Annotated in this window: 19 protein-coding genes and 3 pseudogenes; 8 read left to right on the top strand and 14 right to left on the bottom strand. The window is 69.9% G+C overall.

Going from position 1 to position 18,395, the window contains the following annotated elements; translation table 11 throughout:
• Positions 1–258: 258 nt before the first annotated feature.
• The 3 genes from VGV13_18290 to VGV13_18280 form a co-directional block, all read right to left on the bottom strand.
• The gene (locus VGV13_18290; GenBank protein ID HEV8643039.1) at positions 259–501 is read right to left on the bottom strand and encodes a transposase; all 243 of its coding nucleotides are present in this window, start codon (positions 499–501) and stop codon (positions 259–261) included.
• A gap of 39 nt (positions 502–540) precedes the next feature.
• Positions 541–1,940, bottom strand: a protein-coding gene (locus tag VGV13_18285; GenBank protein HEV8643038.1) for an IS3 family transposase whose coding sequence is annotated in 2 segments (ribosomal slippage) — positions 541–1,586 and positions 1,586–1,940 — 1,401 coding nt in all. Because the reading frame shifts where the segments join, the coding sequence is not laid out codon by codon here.
• 191 nt (positions 1,941–2,131) lie between these two features.
• On the bottom strand, positions 2,132–2,953 hold the full coding sequence (locus tag VGV13_18280) for a reverse transcriptase domain-containing protein (GenBank protein ID HEV8643037.1): 822 nt from the start codon (positions 2,951–2,953) through the stop codon (positions 2,132–2,134).
• Positions 2,954–3,772: 819 nt separating this feature from the next.
• Between VGV13_18280 and VGV13_18275 the strand changes: the two are divergent.
• From VGV13_18275 to VGV13_18255, 5 genes and pseudogenes are all read left to right on the top strand, one after another.
• Positions 3,773–4,096: pseudogene (locus VGV13_18275) on the top strand (rhodanese-like domain-containing protein).
• 27 nt (positions 4,097–4,123) lie between these two features.
• A pseudogene (moeB, locus tag VGV13_18270) lies at positions 4,124–4,900 on the top strand (molybdopterin-synthase adenylyltransferase MoeB).
• 226 nt (positions 4,901–5,126) lie between these two features.
• Positions 5,127–5,786 carry a hypothetical protein gene (locus VGV13_18265; GenBank protein ID HEV8643036.1) on the top strand — a complete coding sequence of 220 codons (660 nt, stop codon included), beginning with the start codon at positions 5,127–5,129 and terminating at the stop codon, positions 5,784–5,786.
• A gap of 32 nt (positions 5,787–5,818) precedes the next feature.
• Positions 5,819–6,319: a pyridoxamine 5'-phosphate oxidase family protein gene (locus VGV13_18260; protein HEV8643035.1), complete on the top strand. Its 501-nt coding sequence runs from the start codon at positions 5,819–5,821 to the stop codon at positions 6,317–6,319.
• A gap of 11 nt (positions 6,320–6,330) precedes the next feature.
• Positions 6,331–6,738 (top strand): hypothetical protein, encoded by a 408-nt coding sequence (locus VGV13_18255; GenBank protein ID HEV8643034.1) that lies wholly within the window; start codon positions 6,331–6,333, stop codon positions 6,736–6,738.
• Here VGV13_18255 and VGV13_18250 read toward each other — a convergent pair whose 3' ends face one another.
• From VGV13_18250 to VGV13_18215, 8 genes and pseudogenes are all read right to left on the bottom strand, one after another.
• A complete protein-coding gene (locus tag VGV13_18250) occupies positions 6,739–7,806 on the bottom strand; it encodes a trypsin-like peptidase domain-containing protein (protein HEV8643033.1) in 1,068 nt (355 codons plus the stop codon).
• A 37-nt stretch (positions 7,807–7,843) separates the two neighbouring features.
• Positions 7,844–8,191: a hypothetical protein gene (locus tag VGV13_18245; GenBank protein ID HEV8643032.1), complete on the bottom strand. Its 348-nt coding sequence runs from the start codon at positions 8,189–8,191 to the stop codon at positions 7,844–7,846.
• Positions 8,169–8,690, bottom strand: coding sequence for a MogA/MoaB family molybdenum cofactor biosynthesis protein (locus tag VGV13_18240; protein ID HEV8643031.1), 522 nt, complete (start codon positions 8,688–8,690; stop codon positions 8,169–8,171). The genes VGV13_18245 and VGV13_18240 overlap by 23 nt, the downstream gene beginning before the upstream one ends.
• Positions 8,687–9,475, bottom strand: a pseudogene (locus tag VGV13_18235) (FAD-binding protein). The gene VGV13_18240 and the pseudogene VGV13_18235 overlap by 4 nt, the downstream one beginning before the upstream one ends.
• 77 nt (positions 9,476–9,552) lie before the next feature.
• Positions 9,553–11,076 (bottom strand): tripartite tricarboxylate transporter permease, encoded by a 1,524-nt coding sequence (locus tag VGV13_18230; protein HEV8643030.1) that lies wholly within the window; start codon positions 11,074–11,076, stop codon positions 9,553–9,555.
• Position 11,077: 1 nt separating this feature from the next.
• Positions 11,078–11,593, bottom strand: a complete 516-nt coding sequence (locus VGV13_18225; protein ID HEV8643029.1) for a tripartite tricarboxylate transporter TctB family protein — start codon at positions 11,591–11,593, stop codon at positions 11,078–11,080.
• 2 nt (positions 11,594–11,595) lie between these two features.
• Complete coding sequence (locus tag VGV13_18220; protein ID HEV8643028.1) at positions 11,596–12,546, bottom strand: tripartite tricarboxylate transporter substrate binding protein; 951 nt, start codon at positions 12,544–12,546, stop codon at positions 11,596–11,598.
• Between the two features lie 255 nt (positions 12,547–12,801).
• Positions 12,802–15,096 (bottom strand): pyruvate dehydrogenase, encoded by a 2,295-nt coding sequence (locus VGV13_18215; protein ID HEV8643027.1) that lies wholly within the window; start codon positions 15,094–15,096, stop codon positions 12,802–12,804.
• A gap of 38 nt (positions 15,097–15,134) precedes the next feature.
• On the opposite strand from VGV13_18215, the gene VGV13_18210 reads away from it, so the two are divergent.
• The 3 genes from VGV13_18210 to pal all read left to right on the top strand — a co-directional run bounded on the left by VGV13_18210 (position 15,135) and on the right by pal (position 16,312).
• Positions 15,135–15,374 (top strand): hypothetical protein, encoded by a 240-nt coding sequence (locus VGV13_18210; GenBank protein HEV8643026.1) that lies wholly within the window; start codon positions 15,135–15,137, stop codon positions 15,372–15,374.
• A 73-nt stretch (positions 15,375–15,447) separates the two neighbouring features.
• On the top strand, positions 15,448–15,705 hold the full coding sequence (locus VGV13_18205) for a hypothetical protein (GenBank protein HEV8643025.1): 258 nt from the start codon (positions 15,448–15,450) through the stop codon (positions 15,703–15,705).
• Positions 15,706–15,718: 13 nt separating this feature from the next.
• Positions 15,719–16,312 (top strand): peptidoglycan-associated lipoprotein Pal, encoded by a 594-nt coding sequence (gene pal / locus VGV13_18200; protein ID HEV8643024.1) that lies wholly within the window; start codon positions 15,719–15,721, stop codon positions 16,310–16,312.
• Here the strand turns inward: pal and VGV13_18195 are convergent.
• From VGV13_18195 to chrA, 3 genes are read right to left on the bottom strand one after another with little or no spacing between them, the layout of a single operon-like run.
• Positions 16,299–16,502: a hypothetical protein gene (locus tag VGV13_18195; protein ID HEV8643023.1), complete on the bottom strand. Its 204-nt coding sequence runs from the start codon at positions 16,500–16,502 to the stop codon at positions 16,299–16,301. The two genes, pal and VGV13_18195, sit on opposite strands and share 14 nt — an antisense overlap.
• A 58-nt stretch (positions 16,503–16,560) precedes the next feature.
• On the bottom strand, positions 16,561–16,872 hold the full coding sequence (locus tag VGV13_18190) for a hypothetical protein (protein HEV8643022.1): 312 nt from the start codon (positions 16,870–16,872) through the stop codon (positions 16,561–16,563).
• A 55-nt stretch (positions 16,873–16,927) separates the two neighbouring features.
• Positions 16,928–18,091 carry a chromate efflux transporter gene (gene chrA / locus VGV13_18185; protein HEV8643021.1) on the bottom strand — a complete coding sequence of 388 codons (1,164 nt, stop codon included), beginning with the start codon at positions 18,089–18,091 and terminating at the stop codon, positions 16,928–16,930.
• Positions 18,092–18,395 lie beyond the last annotated feature (304 nt).

Here is an 18,395-nt window from a genome sequence, read left to right as displayed (position 1 = left end):
GCGAACACGCCCGCAGCGGCCATGGCGCCGCGCAAGATTGAGGGCAGTGTTCCAGGCGCTGATAAGGGTGCTACTTTGACGAAAGTCCAACAGACGGTCGCCTTGCGGGAGGTGACCGCTCTCATGCAAACCGTCGAGCAGGCGGTCACCGCTACTTCACCGTCGACAGCAAGCCGCCTAGTTTGTAGGCGCGGCGGCGATAAGCTATAATTTTCTGCCTTTGCGCTCGTAACACAACGGGCTCGTCTCCCAAGAGTGTCACGGCAGCGGGAGCCCCGCACAGCAATGGTAGATGTTCGCGATGTAGGTCCAGGGAGTCCGGTAGCCGTACGCGCGATGGCTGATGACCTTGACCTTGTTGTTCATGCCCTCGAGGGCGCCGTTGCTGACGCGGAGCTGGGTCCAGACGAGGACCCCGTCGAGATGGGCGCGCAGCATCCGAGCGAGCTTCTGGAACGGCGCGAGGCGACTGTGGCTGGCCCGCCAGAGCCACTGCAACACGGAACCTGTCAACAAGAATGAGACAGTGGGTTCATGAGTTTAGTGTAGGAGCGCCTCCTTGGCCGCTCGCGGCTGGGGTGGATTGATCCACACTTCGCTGGGACACGCGGTGGGTTGCGGCACTCCCCTGGGGAAGCGCTCAGGATGCACCGCGTAGGCCTCTGCCAGCACGGCCGCGCGCGCCGCCAAGCGCTGCTCGGCCCGTCCGTAGTGGACGTCGTACGGCGTCAGCAGGCCGAGGGCGCCATGCCGGTGCTCGGTGTTGTACCAGGGGAAGAAGACCTGGCAGTGCGCACGGGCGTCTTGGATCGCCCCGAATCGCTCGGGGAAGTCCGGCCGGTACTTCAGGGTCTTGAACTGCGCTTCCGAGAACGGGTTGTCGTTGGACACGTGGGGCCGGCTGTGGGTCTTCGTCACGCCCAGGTCGGCCAGCAACAGCGCCACGGGCTTGGAGGTCATCGCCGAGCCGCGATCGGCGTGGATCGTCAACTGCTGCCGCCCAATGCCCTGGCGGTCACACGTCTCGCTGATGAACTTCTCCGCCAGCGTGGCGCTTTCGCGATGCGCCACCATCCAGCCGACCACGAAGCGGCTGAACACGTCGAGCATCACGTACAGGTAGAAGTAGGTCCACTTCGCCGGGCCGAGGAGCTTGGTGATGTCCCAGCTCCACAGCTCGTTGGGCCGGCGGGCCAACAGCTCGGGGGCCGCGTAGATGGGATGCCGGAGCTGGTCGCGGCGCTCCCGGACCTCGGCGTGCGCCGCGAGCAGCCGGTACATGGTCCGTTCGGAACCGAGATACTCCCCTTCGTCGAGCAGGGTGGCGTACACCTCCGCCGGAGCGCGGTCGACGAAGCGCGGCGCGTGCAACTGCTCGAGTACCGCGGCCTGCTCTCCGTCCGTCAGCGCTCGGGGCGAGCGCCGGCGCAGCGGCGAGGCGCTCTGGGGCCGGCGCCGCCGATAGTACGTGGCGCGGGGCACGCCCAACGCCGCGCACGTAGACGCGACGCCGTGCCGCGGGCCGAACTCCGTGACCAGGGCCATCACGAGCCCTCGGTGCTCAGCGGCGTTCCCAGCAACGCCGCCAGTTTTTTTTGCAGCTCGACCAGGGCCTCCGCCCGCTCGGCGCGCTGCTTCCAGCGCGCCAGGTCGCGCGCCTGCTCCGCGATCACCTTATCGCGGGGATCCCGGGGCTGCGGGGCTGGCCCACGCTTCTTCGTGGTGCCCAGCTCGCCGCGATTACGCGCAGCCCGCCAAACCGTCAGGTGCGACGAGTACAGTCCTTCCCGGCGGAGCAGGGCGCCGATAGCCCCCGGGGTCTTGCAGGCGTCCGCTTCCCGCACGACCTTCCGCTTGTACTCGGCGCTGAACCGCCGCCGCGTCGCCTTCGCCACCACCTCGATCGCCGGCGCGCTGAGAGCTCGTTCCGTTGCGCTCATCTCCCTCCAGTCCTTGCTCGCCCTGCTCACTAATCTTCGGGGGGGATCACTGGTAGAGTCGAGGACGCGCGCGGTGGCGTGCAGGACCGGCGGCGCCTGCTGCGAGCGGCATCTTTCGTGACCGCTCTCGCCGAGAAGTCCATCGCTCCGTCTCGCGCCCCCGCTCATCGAACCGGACGTGACCATTTCGGTCATCCGGCTCTCGGACGGGTTTCTCGGGCGGCATTCGCAGGGGCGAGCCGCGGAAGTCGGTCCAGTCGAATGACACCCAGCTCTCCGAATGCCGCCGCCTCGGGAAACTGCCGGTACCCAGGCCCAGCCACCTTGTGCCGGCGTCGGAGGAAGCGGCGTACCGAATCGTACAGATGCCGCTGCACATCGTGACGCGCCTTCGCCAACGAGCCGTAGCAGAAGTAGGCCGCCCAGCCCCGCACGGCGCGGTTCAGGCGGGTCACCACCTCCGGCCACGGAGCCTGGTTCCCGTTCCGCAACTGCTGCCGGATCGCTCCCTTGATGGAGGCGATGGCCTTCTTCGAAGGTCGTGCTCCGTTGTAACGTCCGCCTGTGCGCGGCGAGTACATCGGTCCGAAGGTGTACCCCAGGAAATCGAAGGACTCGCAGCGCGCGTCCCGCACCCCGGTCTTTCCCTCGTTCAGCGCGAGCCCGATGCTCCCCATCCAGCCCCGTGTCTTCTCCAGGACCTCGTGGGCACCCTGCCGACACAGCACCACCAGGTCGTCGGCATAGGTGACAAGCTGCGCGCCGTACTTCTGGTCGAGACCATACCGGCGAAACGCCTTGATGTACCGATGCATGTAGATGTTCGCCAACAGCGGCGACACTACTCCGCCCTGCGGAGTTCCCCGGGTTGCCCTCTTCCCGCCTCCCCGCCGGTGAGCCCCCCGCTCGTCCGGCTCCACCACCGCCACCTTCAGCCACCCCTTCAGCAGGTGCAGCATCCGGCCGTCGCTGATCCGCCGCGCCAGGCACGTCATCAGCGCCGCATGCGGGATCTATGGGCCCCTCCGACGCCTGCCTCGCCCACCCCCCGAAGGAGTCGGTGCCGGGTCGCCCCGGCCGCGCGACAGGCCTCCCGTGTTGCCAGTCACCGCGTGCGTACGTGCTGCGCCCACTACCCCGGCGAGCCGGGCGACCTTCAGGTATCGGTGTATCCGATCGCCCGCGGCGGCCTTCGTCTATTGAGAGGAGACTCGGCGCTCGCATTCAACCTTTCGGGGCCTGCTCAGGCTTCACTCGCGTTGCGGCCCGCACGCTCGCTGACCCGCCCAAGGCGGACCTCTGTCCCCGGGGCTTCGACGGGTCGGTCGCCCTCGCCGTCTCCCGGGTAGCTACCAAGGTGTACCGACACCTCCTTGGACCGGACTTTCACCGGCTGCGCTGACTGGCCTTGCACGGCACACTCTCACTCTGGTTGATATGGGCTGTGAACTGTCCGCTCGCGGGCGTCGACAACGTCAGCGGGGTCTCCTCGAACCCATTCAGCTTTGCGTGGACCGTCTCTCCGGCCACGACGGCCGGAAAGGTGAGCATCGCCAGCACTGCGACACACACACCTATCCGAAGCGTTCTCTTCGGCGTCATTGGTCCCCCTCCTGAGGTTCCACACCTGTCAGCCGATCCTGGCGGGCGATCTCGCCACTTCCCCGGCGGTCGGCATCACCCCCTCTCACACCGATCCTGGAAATCCCCTGCTGAGACAAAAACAAACTCCCGCCGGTCAGGTTCCAGAATAGACTCTCGGTCAAATCCTCGCTGGGCTCGACCGAAATGGGAGTTACATCCGACCGGAATTGGGGGTAACATTTGGTGCGATGAAGACGCTCAAGGAGATGATCACCGAGGCCCGGCAGGCCGTCCCCGAGGAGGGACCAGCCGACCTGCAACGCCGCCTGAAGTCCGGTGAGCCCCTGGCCCTCATCGACGTGCGCGACCCCGACGAGTACCGGGACGGGCACATCGAGGCGGCCACCAACATCAGCCGGGGCTTTCTCGAGTTTCGGGTCGCCGGCGTCGTGTCGGACCCGGCCACGCCCATCGTCCTCTACTGCCAGACCGGGCTCCGGTCGGTGCTGGCGGCGAAGGTGCTGAAGGAGCTGGGCTACCAGAACGTCATCAACCTCGGGGGCGGCTATCAGAAATGGGCGCAGTCCGGCCTGCCCACGGTGCGCGACGTACCGCTGAGCCCCGACCAGATCCAGCGCTACAGCCGTCACTTCCTCCTCGCGCAGGTGGGCGAGAAAGGCCAGCGCCGGCTCATGCGCTCGAAGGTGCTCCTGATCGGCGCCGGCGGCCTCGGCTCGCCGACGGCGCTCTACCTCGCCGCCGCCGGCGTGGGGACGATCGGCCTGATGGACGGCGACGTGGTGGACGTCACGAATCTCCAGCGGCAGATCCTCCACACCACGGCCGACATCGGCAAGCCGAAAGTGGAGTCGGGCACCCGCATGCTCAAGGCGCTCAACCCCGACGTCGCCGTCATCCCGCTGGCCGGGCGGATCACCGTCGACAACGCGATGGACATCATCAAGGACTACGACCTCATCGTCGACGGCTCGGACAACTTCGAGACGCGCTACCTCGTCAACGACGCGTGCTACCTGGCCGGCAAGACCAACGTCCACGGCTCCATCTTCCAGTTCGAGGGAATGGCCACCGTCTTCGCGCCCGGCGAGGGGCCGTGCTACCGCTGCCTGTACCCCACCCCGCCGCCCCCGGGCCTGGTCCCCTCCTGAAGCGAGGCCGGGGTCCTGGGCGTGCTCCCAGGCGTGATCGGAACGATCCAGGCGACGGAGGCGGTCAAGGTCCTGCTCGGGATCGGCGAGCCCCTGATCGGACGCCTCCTGACCTACGATGCCCTCGGCATGCGCTTCCGTGAGGTCAAGCTCCGGCGGGATCCCAACTGCCCGCTCTGCGGCGGGTCGCCCAGCATCAAGGACCTGGCGATCCACCGCAACGGTGGCACCGCCTGCGATGTCGCCTCCAACGGCGGGGGCGAGTCGCTGGGCGCCGGCAAGCCAGTCGCCCGCGCCGGCGGCTGATCCTCGGCTGACCCCGACGCGTCCCGTCCTGCTCTGGATCGACGCGCCCGGCGTCTATCTGGGCGCCGCCGAGCGGGCGGGCCTCGCCGGGGGAGAGCCGCTGGTCGATCCGGCGCGCGAGTACTGAGTGTACGCGCTCCGTCTCTCCGAGGACCGGCTGGCGCCGGCGGCGCGCCTAGCGCTGCCGGCCCTGAACCGCGTGCTCTATGCGCTCACGGGCACCATCGACGTGACGAGCCCGGGCCCCCGCGCGTCCGTCCACGCCGAGGCGGCCTGGCAGGGCGTCGAGGACTGCGAGGTGGCGGGCGGCCCCGGCGGCGCGGTGGTCCTTCGCTACGAGCTGCTGTCTGTCGCCCCGGGGCCGGCGCCTGGCGCCCCGCCGCGAGGCGTCGGCGTCACGCTGCTCCTCGAGCATCCGCTCGCGCTCGATCCCGCCCAGAAGTACCTGATGCGCTGCGACCGCGTCGACTTCGCGCCAGGCGGCGAGGCGCTGCCCCACGGCCACAAGGGCGGGGGCATCCGCTGTCTTATCGCGGGCGGGCTGGAGGTACGGGTCGGCGCTCGCCCGGGCCGGCGGATGAGGCGCGGCGACGCCTGGTTCGAGACCGGCGTCGAGCCGGTACACGCCATCGCCTCGGCGACGGAGCCGACGAGCTTTATCCGCGTCGCGATCCTGCCCCGCGCCATCCGAGGGCAGAGCTCGATCGTCTACGTGGATCCGGCCCACGCCAGCGTGAAGCCGCGCCGATACACTGTCTACGTGGACGCGCCCATCGAAATCGTGTAATTGAGTGGCACGATGAGCGAGCCGGAGCCCCGATGACGCGCAGTCGCGGCCCCGCGCTGCCCGCCGAGCTGGTGGAGCGCCTGTCGCAGCGCGATCTCCAGCGGCGGCTGGGCGTCGCGCTCCCGTTCGTGACCGTGGACGCCGACGGGCGGCCCCACCCGATGCTGCTGTCGTACCTGGAGGTGCGCGCGTATGATCCCGGCACCCTCGGCCTCGTGATCCTGACAACGAGCCGCAGCGCGCGCAACCTCGTGGAGCGCAAGGCCGGCACGCTCCTGGTGATCGAGCCCGACGCCATCGCCTACGTGAAGGCGCGCGCGCTGGACGGCCCCCTGCCGGTCGAGGGGGGCGACGAGTTCGGGCTCGGCTATTTCCTGCTCGGGGTCGAAGACGTGCTCGAGGACGCGGCCACCGAGTGGGAGGGCGGCATGCGCATCACCCAGGCCACCCGTTACCGGCCCACGCCCACGCTGGAGGAGCCCTGGGCGCGCGTCACGCTGGCGGCGCTGGCGGCGCCGCGGGCGCGGGCCTGAAGGAGATGGCGATGGACACCCCCCGCACCGTCCTCTTCGTCTGCCAGCACGGCGCCGCCAAGAGCGTGCTGGCCGCCGCCTACTTCCAGCGGATGGCGGACGGGCGCGGGCTGCCGGTGCGCGCGAGCTTCGCGGGCACGGAGCCCGACCCCGAGATCGCGCCCCGCGTGGTCAAGGAGCTGCTGGCGGACGGGATCGATCTCCGTGCTCGGCGCCCGCGCCAGGTCACCCGCGACGATGTCGCCCGGGCCTGGCGCGTCGTCTCGTTCAACTGCGACCTGAGCGGGCTGGCCGGGCGGGGTCGGGAGATGGAGCGCTGGGACGACGTGCCACCGGTCAGCGACGATTTCATCCGCGCCCGCGCGGCGATCGTCGCGCGTCTGGCGCGACTCCTGGAGGAGTGCGCCAAGACCGAGTAGTTACTGCTCCTCGACCGCCTTGTACCGGCCGATCGTCACCTCGATCTCGGTCTCGTGCCCGTCGCGCCACACGGTGACGCGCACCTTCTTGCCGACCGGCGCCGCGGCCACGACCCGCTGGAGATCGCGGGGGCCGTCCAGGCGCGTGCCGTCGAGGGCGACGATGACGTCGTTGGGACGCACACCTCCCTGGTCGGCGGGCTCCCCCGGGATGACGGACCGGATCAGCACGCCGCGGGGCTCGCGCAACTTGAGCCGCTCCAGGTCGTCCTCGCCCACCTCGGTGATGCTGACGCCCAGCCAGCCCCACTCGATGCGGCCCTTGGCCACGAGCTGGGGCACGAGCACCTTGACCAGGTTGGAAGGGATGGCGAAGCCGATCGAGCCGTTGCGGGCGGCCATGCTGTTGACCCCGATCACCTCGCCCGCCATGTTGACCAGCGGGCCCCCCGAGTTGCCGGGGTTGATGGCGGCATCGGTCTGGATGAAGTCGAAGCCCGGCGCGGCGACCGACAGCGGCGCCCCCTTGCGGCTCACGATCCCGAACGACACGGTGTGCTCGAGGCCGAAGGGATGGCCGAGCGCCAGCACGAACTCGCCCACGCGCAGCCGGTTGGAGTCGCCGAACGGCAACGTCGGAAGGTCCTTCATGCCGTCGATCTTCAGCAGCGCCAGATCGATGCGGCTGTCGCGGCCGATCACCTTGCCTGTGAACCGGCGGCCGTCGAACAGGCGCACCTGGACCGTCGAAGCACCCTCCACGACGTGAGCGTTGGTGACGATGACGCCCTGGGGGTTGACGATGAACCCCGAGCCGGCACTGCGGCGCGGCTCCTGAGGCTCCTCCGATTCCTCCTTGGCGGCCTCCCGGCGCACGCGGACGTGGACCAGCGCGGGCTTGAGCCGCTCCGCCAGGTCGGCCAACAGCTCGTTGAAGCGCGCCAGCTCCGGAGCGGCCGCCGCCCGGGGCGGCGGCGCCGACCCCGCCAGCGTGGGGCCGGCGCAGGCGCTGAGAAGTGTGGCGAGCAGCACGAGGCCCAGGGCCGGGCGGAGCGGCGAACGTCGCATGCAGGACCTCCTTGTCAGGGCGACATCAGTATACCCCTCACGGCCCCTGGCGCTCGGCCGCCGGCGGCCGGACGCCTGCCGGGACCAGGACGCACTCCCGCCCGGCGCCGCAGACGACGAGGGGCGGAACATGGAACTCGCGGTCCGTGACCCGGCGCTCCCAGTGCGCCGGCACGTGCGCGACGCCGCCGTCGCGGCCCGGGATGTAGCGATCGGGAACCCAGACCCGGTCGGGCGGCGTCACCTCCCGCTGGGGAACGGCGGGCAGCGGCCGCGTCACCGCCCGCTCGAGCTGGTCGAGCGCGCGGGAGCTGGGGCTGGCGCCGCCCAGCTGAAAGGCCAGCCACGCGGCGACGAGCAGGCTAGCGGCTGACTTCGCGCACAAGGTGGCCCAGCTCCGGGATGAGCAGCTTTTCGAGGGCGAGCCGGCAGGCGTTCGGCGAGCCCGGCAGCGACACCACGATCCGCCGCTGGTAGATGCCCATCTGGGCGCGCGAGAGCATCGCCGCCGGCCCGATCTCCTGGTAGGAGAGCATGCGGAACAGCTCGCCGAAGCCGGGCAGCCGCTTGTCGAGCAGCGCCTCCACCGCCTCGAACGTCGCGTCGCGGGAGGTGATGCCGGTGCCGCCCGTGAGGATCACCGCCTGGGCGGCCGGGTCGGCGACGGCTTCGCGGATCACGCGCTGGACATCGGTGGGCTCGTCGCGCACGATGGCGAACCCGACCACCCGGTGGCCCGCCCCGCCCAGGAGCTCGCGGATGAGCGCGCCGCTGGTGTCGGTCTCGGGCGTCTTGCTGTCGGAGATCGTGAGCACGAAGCACCCCACCGACCTCGGCGCCTGCGCCTTGTGCTCCTCGGGTGTGGTCGCGATGGGTCGGCTCACGGCGCGGCGTCGCCAGCGCGGTCGAGGACCTCGACGATGTGCAGCACGGACACCTCCGCCCCGTGGGCGCGGAGCCCCGCCTGGATCTGAAGAATACACCCCGGATTCGCCGTGACCACCGCCTCGGCGCCCGTGGCCAGGATGTGGTTGACCTTCCGGTGCAGCGTCCCCTCGGAGCCGACGAAGACGCCCGTCAGGTCGTAGCCCTGGGTCTCGCGGGTCTTGCCGCCCAGCCAGACGATCTCGCCGTCGGGCATCACGACCTCGAGGCCCAGGATGTGGTTGACCGTCACTCCGTACTTGAGCGTGTGGGGACCGCCGGAGTTGTTGGCGATGTTCCCCCCGATCGTGCACGCCTGCTAGCTCGAGGGGTCGGGCGCGTAGTAGTAGCCGCGCGGGCCGACGGCCCACGACAGATGCAGGTTGACGAGCCCGGGCTCGACGACGGCGAGCTGGTTGTCGTAATCGACCTCGAGGATGCGGTTCATCCGCATGAGCGAGAGCACGATCCCGCCCTCGGCGGGCAGGCAGCCCCCCGAGAGCCCGGTGCCGGCGCCGCGGGCGACGAACGGCAGACTCTCGCGGTTGGCGAGCTTGACGACCACCGCCACCTGCTCGGCGGAGGTCGGGAACACGACGAAGTCCGCCAGCGCGCGGAAGAGCGTGAGGCCGTCCGACTCGTAGACCAGCAGCTCGTCCGGATCGCTGAGCACGGCGCCGGGGCCCACGACCGTCTCGAGCTCGCGCCGCAGCTCGCGTTTCCGGGAGTCGGTCAGGGTGGCCATGGCGTCTCGAATTATACCGTGTTGGGCGGGGTCGAGCCGGGTCGGCCCGGCGCCCGGCACGTCGTACCGGCCATCGCTCAGAAGTCGGTGTCGGGCGCCGGGGCGGGCGCGGCGCGCCGGTACTGGCGGCGGTGCTGCCAGAGCGCCAGCACGACCGAGAGGGCGGACAGCCCCAGCAGCACGCCCGCGATGGGCCGCGTCAGGAACAGCCACGGGTCGCCGTCGGTCATGAGCGCGCGCACCAGGTTGATCTCGATCTGGTCGCCCAGGATGACGCCCAGGATGAGCGGCGCCAGCGGGAAGCCGAACTTGACGAGCAGGTAGCCCAGCACGCCGAACAGGAGCAGCGCGTAGACGTTTTCCATCGTGTTGTTCAGGGCGTAGGCGCCGATGACGCAGAGCACGAGGATCACCGGCACCAGCATCGACTTCGGCACCTGCACGATCTTGAGGTAGACCCGCGCGAGCAGCCACTGGAGCACCATCATCACCGGATGCGCCAGCAGGTATGCCGCGAAGATGCCGTAGGCGACGCGCGGCTCCTGGATCATGAACAGCGGACCGGGCTGGATGCCGTGGATGATCATGGCGCCGAGCATGACCGCCGTGACCGCGTCGCCCGGGATTCCGAAGGCCATGATCGTCACCAGCGAGCCGGCCACGTTGGCGTTGTTGGACGCCTCCGAGGCGATGATCCCCTCGGGGATCCCGGTCCCGAACTTCTCCGGGTGCTTCGAAAACTTCTTGGCCTGGTCGTAGGCCATGACGTTGGCCGCGCTGCCGCCGATGGCGGGCAGGACCCCGATCCAGACGCCGATGATCGTGGACCACAGAAGCAGGAAAGGCCGCTTGAGGATCTCCCAGATGACCGCCACGTGGGAGACGGCGAGGTTCGGCGCCTCGATGCGCGCCTGCGGGCCACCCGCAGCCAGCTTCTCGAGGTCCGTCATGATCTGGGCGAAGGCGAAGATGCCGATGAGGACCGGGAGGAACTGAAAGCCCGAGCGCAGGAACTCGCTCCCGAACGTGAAGCGGGGGACCGACATGATCGGGTCGGAGCCGATCACCGTGATGATCAGGCCGATGGCGCCGGAGAGGAAGCCCTTGAGGAGCGAGTGCTCGGTGAGCCCGGCCACCATCGAGAGCGCGAAGATGAACAGCGCGAAGTACTCCCAGGGACCGAACCGCAGGGCGAAGCGGGCCAGGGGCATCGTGGCGCCGACGAGGAAGATGGCGCCCAGCAACCCACCGATGAAGGACGCCCACGTGCCGAGCCACACGGCCCGTCCCGGCTCGCCACGGCGGGCCATCGGGAAGCCATCGAACGTGGTCGCCACCGCCGAGGGCGTCCCCGGGATGCCGAGCAGGCTCGCGGTAACGAGCCCGCCCGATTCGCCGCCGACGTAGACGCCCACCATGGCGGCCAGCCCGGCCAGCGGGTCCATGCCGAAGGTAAAGGGCAGCACGATGATGATCGTCATCGTGATCGTCACGCCGGGCAGGGCGCCGCCGACGAGCCCGGCCAGGGTGCCGATGGCCAGGGGCAGCAGGTACTGCGGCTGGAGCACCTCGCCGAGGCTGCCGAGGAGCGGTCCGAACACCTCAGAAGCCCGTGAGGCGCCCGCGAGGGAGCAGCACGTTCAGGTACGCCTCGAACACGTAATAGGTCACGAGCATCGCGCCGAGGGCGAGGGCGCCCACGAGCGCCCAGCCGCGCCCGTCGCGCGGCGGTTCGAGCGTCGCCTGAAGCACGCCGACGAAGAGGGCGGTGGCGACGCGGTAGCCTAGCACGGGGAGCAGGAACACATAGGCGGTGAAGATGAGGAACGCCAGCAGCACCAGCCGGTAATTCACCGCCGGCGCGACGGGCCGGCGACCGCGGCGCCACAGGTCCGAGACCAGCAGCGCCGCGCTGAGTACCGCCGTCACGACGAGGAGGATGCGCGGGTAGAACCCGGGCCCGATCGGGACGAGCGCCGGCTGGGGGAGTCCGCGCGACGTCCAGAGAAGAAGAAGAGAACCAGCGAGACAGACCAGCCCGGCAACGCCATCTCTGGACAATGGGGGGGACGAGACGTCCCCCCCATTTCCCCCCCGCCTCGCGTTGCGACCAACCACCCTCAGCGCTTCAGGAGCCCGAGATCGCGCGCCAGGGTCTTGTTCAGCTCATCGTTCTCTCTGAGGAACGCGGCGTACGCCTTGCGGTCCATGAAGCGGACGAACGTGCCCTGCTTGGCCATGTCCTCGGCGAACTTCGCCTCGCTCGTCGCCTTCTGGCAGGCCGCCTCCAGCTTGGCCAGGATGTCGGCCGGCGTGCTCTTGGGCGCCGTGACCCCGCGGGTGACGGCGTAGACAACGTTCACGCCGAGCTCCTTGAGGGTGGGGACACTGGGCGCGTCGGGCAGCCGCTTGTCGGTGCCGATGGCGAGGAACTTGAGCTGCCCCGCCTCCACCTTGCCCTTCTGGGTCAGGTTGGAGTCGGTCAGATCGATGTGGCCGCCGAGGATGGCGTTCATGCGGGGCGCCAGGCCCTCGTAGGAAACGTACTTGAACTTGATCCCCGCCGCCTTCTCGATGAGCGCCGGGAAGAAGTGGCTGGTGGAGCCCAGGGTGGCGCCCACCGTGATCTGCCCCGGCCGCGCCTTGGCGTCGGCCAGCAGCTCCTGCCAGGAGGACCACTTGGTCTTGGGGCTCGCCGTCAGCACCGACGGCGTGTTGGACACCGAGCAGATCGGCTCGAAGTCGCTGTAGGCCACGTCGGCCACGCCCGTGTAGTACGTGGAATGGATGTAGTCGTGGATGGCGTAGAGCGTGTAGCCGTCGGGCGGGGAGCCCTTCGCCTCCCGCGCGCCCGCCGTCCCCGAGGCACCGGTGACGTTGGCGATGACCACGGTGGCCCCGAGGTACTTCTGGAGCTGCTGGGCGAGCGGCCGGAATATCGAGTCGGTGTCGCCGCCGGCCGCCCACGGCACGATCAGCTTGACGGGCCGGTCGGGGTAGGCGGCCAACCCCGCGGACGCGACGACGAGCGCGAAGATCAGCAGGGATGCGAGAACGGTGAATCGGCGCATGAGGACTCTCCTTTCGAAACGGCTGCCCGATGATATCAGAGGACGCGGGCCACGGTCTGGAGGTCGTCGATGAAGCGGCGGGTCTCCCGGCGCCGCGTCTCGTCGTCGGGCGCCCGCCACAGCGTGCATTCGGCGGCCCTTCGCCGAAGACGGTCCGGGTCGCGCGCCGCTAGAGCTCGCAGCCCGTACCGCCCGCGGCCGCCGCGCGGAGCTCCGGGAGCGTCGGCTTCTGAGGGATGAACGGGGCGGCCGACGTCACGGCCCGAGCCTCCCCAGCAGGAGGCGGGCCGCGCGGGCCACGGCCTCGGCGTCGATCCCGTAGTGGCGATACAGGTCCTGTCGCCGTCCCGACTGACCGAAGTGATCCACCCCGAGGGGGATCTGGGGCACGCCGAGGGCCGACCCGAGAAACGCCAGCGCGTGCGAGTGGCCATCCAGCACCGAGACGATCGGCACGCCCTCCTCGTCGGCCGCAACCAGTCGCTCCAGGTAGGGCCGAGCCGTCCGCAGGCCCCGGTAGAGACGATCGGGGCTCGTCACGGCGAAGACGTTGGCGAAGACGCCCTCCTCACGGAGCGCCCGGCTGGCCGCCACGGCGTCCGGAACCATGACGCCGGCGGCGAAGATGTGGACCGCGTTGATCTCCGGATCCCAGCCGGGCTCGTCGCGCGCGTCGATGAGGCGATAGGCGCCGGCCAGTGCCTGCTCGCGCCAGCCGGGGCTCCCTGCCGGAGCCAGACGCTGGTCGACCGGCCGCGTCGACAATCTCAGATAAAGGCTCTCGCCCTGGCCGCGGGCGATGGCGTCGAGCGCGGCCAGCAGGATCCACTCGACCTCGCGCGCGAAGGGGGGATCGAAGTAGACGATGTCGGGGAGCGCCACGCCGATGCCCGGCGTGATCACCGACTGATGGGCGCCGCCCTCGGGGGCGAGGCTCACGCCGGAGGGCGTGGCCACCACGACGAACTTCGCGCCGGAGTAGAGCGCGTGATAGAGCGCGTCGAGCCCGCGGCTCACGAAGGGATCGTAGAGCGTGCCGATCGGCAACAGCGTCACCCCGCTCAGCTCGCGGGTGAGGCCGAGCGCTCCCAGCAGCAGGAAGAGGTTGTGCTCGGCGATGCCGAGCTCGATGTGCTGGCCGCGCTCGGACTCCCGCCACTGCACGGCCTGCGGCAGCTCGGCGAAGAAGTTCGGCCGGCCCCGCGGAAAGTAGATCCCCTTGCGATTGATCCAGCCCCCCAGATGCGTGGTCACGGCCACGTCCGCCGAGACCGTGACGATGGCCTCGGCGACCGGCAAACGGCCGAGCGCCCCCAATACCCGACCAAAAGCCTCCTGGGTGGAGGCCTCGGCGGCATAGGTCTCGTCCAGCTCGAGGGGAACCTGGTGGGCGAGCGGGCGGGGCGCGGGCGGGACGAAGAGGGGCGGCAGGCGACGGATCCACTCGGCCTCGGCGCTCCCGCCGGGGAATCCCTCCCACTCCGCGCCCGGCTCGACGCCGAGCGCCGCGCGAAGCTCCTCGATCTGCGCCGGCGTCAGGAGCGCGGTGTGATTCAGCGGGTCGCCGGCGAACGGGAGCCCCCACCCCTTGATCGTGTGGGCGAGGATCACCTGGGGCCGGGCGCGCTCGCGCTCCGCCTCGGCGAACGCCTCGAGGATCGCGGCCAGATCGTGGCCGCCGAGATCGCCGACGAGCGCCGGCAGGGTCTCGTCCGAAATCTCCGCGAGCAGGCGATCGACCGCGCCGTCCGTCTCCCCCGCCGGCCCCGTCACCAGCGCCTTGCGGACGGCCCCGGGGCCGAGCCGCAGCAGACTCTGGTACTGCGCGTAGGGCATCGCCTCCAGGCGCGCACGCAGGGCGGCGCCGCCCGGGCGCGCGAGCAGCGCGTCGAGGCGCGCCCCGTAACGGAGCTCGATGACGCGCCAGCCGAGAGCGGCGAAGAGCTCGGGCAGTTGCCGGCGCCGTCCGTCGGGCACGATCCGGTCGAGGCTCTGGCGGTTCACGTCGACGATCCACAGGACGTTGCCGAGCTCAGCCACCGCCTCCTCGGCCAGCGCCTCCCAGACGTTGCCCTCGTCCAGCTCGGCATCGCCGACCATGACGATGAACCGTTCCGGCCCGGGAGCCCCGCCGTGATCGACGAGGTAGCGGGTCGCGAGCGCGCCGAACGTGGCCTGCACGGCGCCCAGGCCCATCGAGCCGGTGGACAGGTCCACGATCTCGGGGTTCTTGCGCCGACTGGGATAGGCCTGTAGACTCCCGAAGCTTCGCAGCCCCCGGAGCGCGGTGGCCGGCAGCCGCCCCCGGAGGTACTGAATCGCGTAAAATGCCGGCGACGCGTGGGCCTTGACGGCCACGGCGTCGCCCGGACGGAGGGCTTTGAAATAGAGCGCCGTCAGGAGCGTGACTGCCGACGCGGAGGAGGCCTGGTGACCGCCGACTTTCGTGCCCTCGACGTTGGAACGATGCGCGTTGGCGACGTGCACCATCCAGGCGCTGAGCCAGAGCACTTTCCGCTGAATCCGGTCGAGGATTTCCAGGTCCGCCATCCGCAGGCGACTCTAAGCGGCCGCGGGGAGCGAGCGCAATGATGCTCTTCCTCGTGGCGAGGGATCAACCCGACCTCTACTTGTCGCTCCAGCGCGAATTCGCGGATGAGCCGGACATCGAGGTCATGCTGGACCGGCGCCTCGGCCAGCGCCGGCGGGAACGCCTCAACAGCGGGCCCGAGCGGCGCCGGAGCGATCGCCGCGCCCGCCCCACCGTGGACCTCCATCTGCGGTCGATCGGATGGGCGGTCGTGCATCCCGACCGCCCCCCGATCTGAGGAACGCGCTTGCAGCGGTGATTAGAATGAGGAGAAAATCACAGCGAGCAACCCTCGCAGGAGGCCATTCAGCATGCCAACCAGCCGTTTCACCCTGTCGATGATCGGTGCCGCCGCGCTCGTGGTCGCGGGCTGCGCCTCGGGCGACGAATGGGCAACGTGGAAGTCGCATCCGACCCACTTCGCCTCGGGCGATCACCTCTACTTCTCGACGCGCAACCGTGAAGGCGCCTCGACGCGCGTCACCCGCAGCGACATCGGGCTGGCCCGCGAAGAGGGCTGGTGGGGCAAGCCGGTGACGGTGGGCCAGGAACAGATTCTCGAGCGATAGGAGAATGGACTTCATGACGACCCGCTGCGGACGACTCGCCGTTCTGCCCCTCGTGATCGTCCTGATCGTTCTCGGCGGGTGCGCCAAGCGGCCCGCGGTGACGCAGGTCTCAGCCCCGGCGCCGACGGGCGCGGTACAGCCCGCGCCGGCGCCACCGCCCGCTGCCCAGGCGCCCGCCCCCGCACCGGCACCCGCGCCGGTGGCTCCGGCGCCCGCGGCTCCGGCGCCGCCGCCCCCTCCACCCCCCGCGCCGAAGGAGTTCAGGGCGGCCCCCGAGCTGCGGGACATCCCCTTCGACTTCGACAAGTACACCATCCGCCCGGACGCCTCGAAGATCCTCGACGCGAACGCGCGCTGGCTGAAGGCCAACCCGAACCAGCTGGTGCTGGTCGAGGGGCACTGTGACGAGCGCGGGACCAACGAGTACAACCTCGCCCTCGGCGAGCGTCGGGCCAAGGCGGCGATGAGTTACCTGGCGGCCCAGGGCATCCCGGCGAGCCGCTTCACCACGGTCAGCTACGGCGAGGAGCGGCCGCTCTGCACCGAGCACAACGAATCCTGCTGGGCGAAGAACCGTCGCGCCCACTTCCTCGTCAAGCCCCAGTAAGCGTGTCCGGGCGGGGAGGGGCGCGACGCTCCTCCCCGCTCGCCCCGCCTACCGCGACGGGCTTCGAGGCCAACCGCCCGTGGCGCTTGAGATACGCGTCGAGCCAGACGTGATAGACGACGATGGCAGCGGCGAGCGCGCCGATGAACGCCAGCATCCCGACGTGTACGAGCAGACTCACTTCCGGCATGGATCCCTCCGCCGTGAGGTCGCACCTCGGCCGCTGAGCTCGCAGAGTGGGGAGAGGGCTAGGCGGCGGGCGGAGAGCGGGTGATGCCGGCGACGAGGGCAGGCCTCTGACCGGCGCGCGGCTCTTGCAGCCAGACGAGCCGCCCCGGCGCGGCCACCGCGACAGATTCGCGCGCCTCCGCGGTGGAGTCCGCGTAGGGCGTCGTCGCGCAGGCCAGCTCGTCGAGGACCTGGGTCGCGGGGTTATCGAAGGAGAGAACCGCGAAGCGCCAGACGATGTTCAGCGAGGCCCGCGGAACCTGAACGAGCAGGAGCGCGAGCAGCGCGAGCAAGAGCAGGACGCGGCCCATCGTGGCGGGACGTCTCGGCATGGTGACCGGCACTATACGCGCGGAGGTCGCACGACGGCAAGAGCCCGGACCCACGTCAGGCCACGAAGAAGCGATACCCGAGCCCCAGCAGACCGGCGCCGATGATCAGCCAGGCCGAGTTCACCTTGAACCGCACGAGGAGGACGGCCGCGGCGACCCCGAGCGCGACCGTGAATGCGTCGACGATGGCCGCCCGGGCCAGCTCTGCGGTCACCCCCGCCATCAGCCCCAGCGCGGCGACATTGACGCCGTCCAGGAGGGCGCTCGTCCACGGCCAGGCGCGTACCCGTGGAATCAGCGGATAGCTGACGGCCACGAAGACGAAGGAAGGCAGGAAGATGGCCAGGGTCGCCAGGAGGGCGCCACCCCAGCCACCGACCAGGTAGCCGATGAAGGTCGCGGTCGTGAAGACCGGCCCCGGCGTCACCTGGCCGATCGCCACCGCATCGAGCAGCTGCCCGTCGTCGATCCAGCCCAGCCGGTGCACGAACTCGTTCCTGAGGAAGGCCAGGAGCACGTACCCGCTGCCGTAGATGACGGAACCGATCTTGAGGAAGCTCAGAAAGAGGGTCCACAGGCTGACGGCACCGACGGCTCCGGCGGCGTGACCGAGGCTGGCCGCCGCCAAGATGGGCACGCCGATCGAGACCCCGAGGCGCGAGGCGCGCAGCCGGCGGCCGCTCTGGATCAGCGCCACCACCGCCCCGCTGCCGAAGAGCAGCAGGAGCTCGTTGTAGCCGAGCAGGTAGAGGGCGGCGCTGGCCGCGCCGACGATGCCGAGGAGAGGCCTCTTGATCGCCGCCGGGCCCAGACCCCAGAGGGCCTGGAGCACCACGACGATGACGACGGGCTTGATGCCGTACAGGAGCGAGATCGCCGGCGCGCCGGATCCGTAGCGCACGTAGGCCCAGGCCGACAGCAGCACGATGACCATCGCCGGCAGGATGAACAGCGCACCCCCTACGATGAGCCCCGGCCACCCGGCGCGGGCGTAGCCGAGGTGGATGGCCATCTCGGTGGAGTTGGGGCCGGGGATGAGATTGGTCGCTCCGAGCAGGTCGAGGAACCGCTCGTCGCTCACCCACTTCCGCCGCCGGACGACCTCGTCCCGCATGAGCGCGATGTGCGCCGCCGGTCCTCCGAAGCCGATGACCCCGAGCTTGAGGAAGACGGCGGCCACCTCGCCGAGCCGAGCGCGCCCCGGGGGCATTTCGGCCATCTCGGCCAGCTAGTGCCGTTCCAACTTGTTGATACTAAATCTGTCCACGAACGACGTACACGGTGCCTTCCTAGGCGCGAATAGTTGGAACGGCACTAGTCTAAGACGATTCCGGCTCGTAATCCTCCTGAACCTGGCAGAGGCCGTTCGCGCTCAGGTGTGGGTTAGCCCCGATCCGAAATAAGCTCGCAGGTGAAAGCGGCACATGGCCGCGAACATGGGCGGTGTTCAGGAGATGGTTCGACCGCAGCCAGCGTCTCTATAGGAGGACGTGGGTGCGCACGTACCCACGCTGGCCACGGCC

Source organism: Candidatus Methylomirabilota bacterium, from assembly GCA_036001065.1.
GTDB lineage: Bacteria > Methylomirabilota > Methylomirabilia > Rokubacteriales > CSP1-6 > MNEF01.
The sequence above is the reverse complement of the archived record's forward strand: the minus strand, read 5'-3'. Positions and strand labels throughout refer to the sequence as shown.